This is a genomic window from uncultured Nostoc sp. (genome assembly GCF_964245575.1).
Classification (GTDB): Bacteria; Cyanobacteriota; Cyanobacteriia; order Cyanobacteriales; family Nostocaceae; genus Nostoc.
Genome location: NZ_CAXTNP010000514.1, coordinates 1 through 2,602, shown reverse-complemented (window position 1 = coordinate 2,602; position 2,602 = coordinate 1). Strand labels below are relative to the sequence as shown.

Here is a 2,602-nt window from a genome sequence, read left to right as displayed (position 1 = left end):
CCCAGGCCCACTCCCCATTAAAAAAACTGATGACTTTGGTCATACATCAGTCTGGAATTACTAATGACTTTGGTCATACATCGGTTTGGACGTTTTAAGCAATAATTAATATGTATGAATTTATACGAACAGGTAAATATTAAACACCTTCATGCCAAAACAAAAACAACTGTCTAGAGATTGCTGAATTAAAACCTCAGCAACATATAACTTTAATACAAATAAGGAGTCAATTCCATGTTGAAAGCAAACCGGGTATCGATAGTCTTAGCTGCTGCTGCCCTGATCATTGTTCCTACTCTTCTGACTGCGCCTGCAAGTGCCCAGACGAAAGTCTACGTTGTTGGCGATCGCAATCAAAATTGGGATCGCGACGGCAGAGGTAACTATAGACAAGACAGAAATGGAGACAGAAGTAATTGGAACCGCGACGGCAGACCCTATTCTGGAGAAGTCAGAAACTCTAGAGATCGGGATAATTGGAACCGCGACGGTAGACCCTATTCTGGAGAAGTCAGAAACTCTAGAGATCGGGATAATTGGAATCGTGACAACCAATTCAATAACAGAGTAGTCAGACTTGGTAATGGTGACATCAGATATCCCAATGGGGAAATTATTCCTGCTAGATCCATAGCTAGACTGCGTAATCAAGGTTACTTCAGACTTCCCAACGGGGATATTCTTCTTCCTAATCAGGAAATTGTCCCTGCTGGGAGATTAGTTAGAGTGCATGATGATTACTTCAGACTTCCTAGTGGATTAGTACTGCAAATAAACCTTTAAAACACTAAAAACTCAAAATCATTGTCGGTATAGGGCTACCAGGCTATATTAGCCGTGAATAACTAGCTCGGTAGCCGTTCTTTTTAAAATAAGTTATATGAAAATTGATACACCAAATACCGTAGATTCATCAGTTTTGGTTCCAGAGGTAAAGAAAAGAAAGGGGAGACGTAATTGGCTCTCTTGGCTAATAGCTCTTTGCCTTTTGGGTGGAATTGGCTATGCCGTTTATTACCAAGTAACGATTGCTCCCCGTCAAGAAGCCAGACGGCGGGTGCTGACAAAGCCTGTAGAAAGGCAGAGTTTAACAATCACAGTTTCAGCGAATGGAACGGTGAAACCTGAGCGGTCAATCAACCTCAGCCCGAAAAATTCCGGCATCCTGAAAAGCCTGCTGGCAAAAGAAGGAGATATCGTCAAACAAGGACAGATTGTCGCTTACATGGATGATTCCAACCTGCGGGGGCAACTCACCTCTGCTCAAGGACAATTGGCACAAGCCGAGGCGAATCAGCAAAAGGCACAAGCAGGCAATCGCCCTCAAGATATTGCTCAAGCACAAGGAGTATTAGACGAAGCCGAGGCGAATCTACAAAAGGTACAAGCAGGCAATCGCTCTCAAGATATTGCCCAAGCCCAGGCACGCTTGCAAAGCGCTCAAGCCACCCTTCGCCAAGCAGAAGATGATTTTGTTCGTAATCAGCAACTTTACAATGCAGGCGGTATTTCCCTTCAGACTCTTAACCAAAACCGTGCCACTCGCGACAGCGCTCAAGCTAGTGTAAATGAAGCACAGCAAGCACTGGGGTTGCAAAAAGCTGGGTCACGTCCAGAAGACATTGAGCAAGCCCAAGCTGTGGTGAAGCAAAGACAGCAAGCTTTGGCACTTCTAAAAGCCGGAACGCGCCAAGAAGATATTGACGCAGCCCGCGCCCAGGTAACATCTGCTCGCGGTTCGCTGCAAAATATCCAAGCCGAAATCAATGACACGGTAATTCGCGCCCCCTTTGATGGTGTGGTGACAAAGAAGTATGCTGATCCCGGCGCTTTCGTAACACCTACAACTGCCAGCAGTGAAGTCGCTTCTTCTTCTTCTTCTTCAATCTTGTCTCTAGCTTCAACAAATGAAGTTGTCGCAAATTTAGCGGAAACAAATATTTCCAAAATCAGCCTTGGACAAAAAGTCTCGATTAAAGCAGATGCCTACCCAGGAAAAACCTTTGAAGGTAAAGTCAGCCAAATTGCTGCCCAAGCAATAGTAGAGCAAAACGTCACCAGTTTTGAAGTGAGAGTATCACTTTCAGACCCTCAAAGACTACTGCGGTCTGGGATGAATGCGGAAGTAGATTTTCAAATTGGTCAAGTTGAAAATGTTCTAGTAGTGCCAACCGCCTCGGTGGTGCGGCAAGAAAATGCCACAGGTGTGTTTGTGGCAGGAAAGAATAACAGACCTGTGTTTACTCCTATTGAGGCTGGTGTCAGCGCGAATAACTTTACTGAAGTTAAGTCTGGATTAACAGGAAACGAAAGGGTATTGCTGAGTTTCCCACCAGGATCACGTCCGCAATCAACACCAAGAGGAGGAGTTTTTCCTGGTCTAGGTGGTGGTGGTGGAACAGGTGGCGGCGGAGGTCGTTCAGGCGGTGGCGGCGGAGGTCGTTCAGGCGGTGGTTCTGCTGGTGGTTCCCCTTAAAGTTAGTTTTAAATCAATACGGTTTAGTTAAAAAAAGGCAAGGGAGCAGGGGGATGGAACAGAAAGGGGAGTAAAAAGGTTCAACTGCCGAGTAAAAAGGTTCAACTGCCGAGTAAAAAGGCT

The 2,602-nt window shown here is 45.5% G+C and carries 2 protein-coding genes; both read left to right on the top strand.

Going from position 1 to position 2,602, the window contains the following annotated elements; translation table 11 throughout:
* The first annotated feature begins 237 nt into the window (after positions 1-237).
* Positions 238-786: a hypothetical protein gene (locus ACFFAP_RS37845; RefSeq protein WP_375516006.1), complete on the top strand. Its 549-nt coding sequence runs from the start codon at positions 238-240 to the stop codon at positions 784-786.
* A 97-nt stretch (positions 787-883) separates the two neighbouring features.
* Entirely contained in the window at positions 884-2,479 is a 1,596-nt protein-coding gene (locus ACFFAP_RS37840) for an efflux RND transporter periplasmic adaptor subunit (protein ID WP_375516005.1), read from the top strand.
* Positions 2,480-2,602 lie beyond the last annotated feature (123 nt).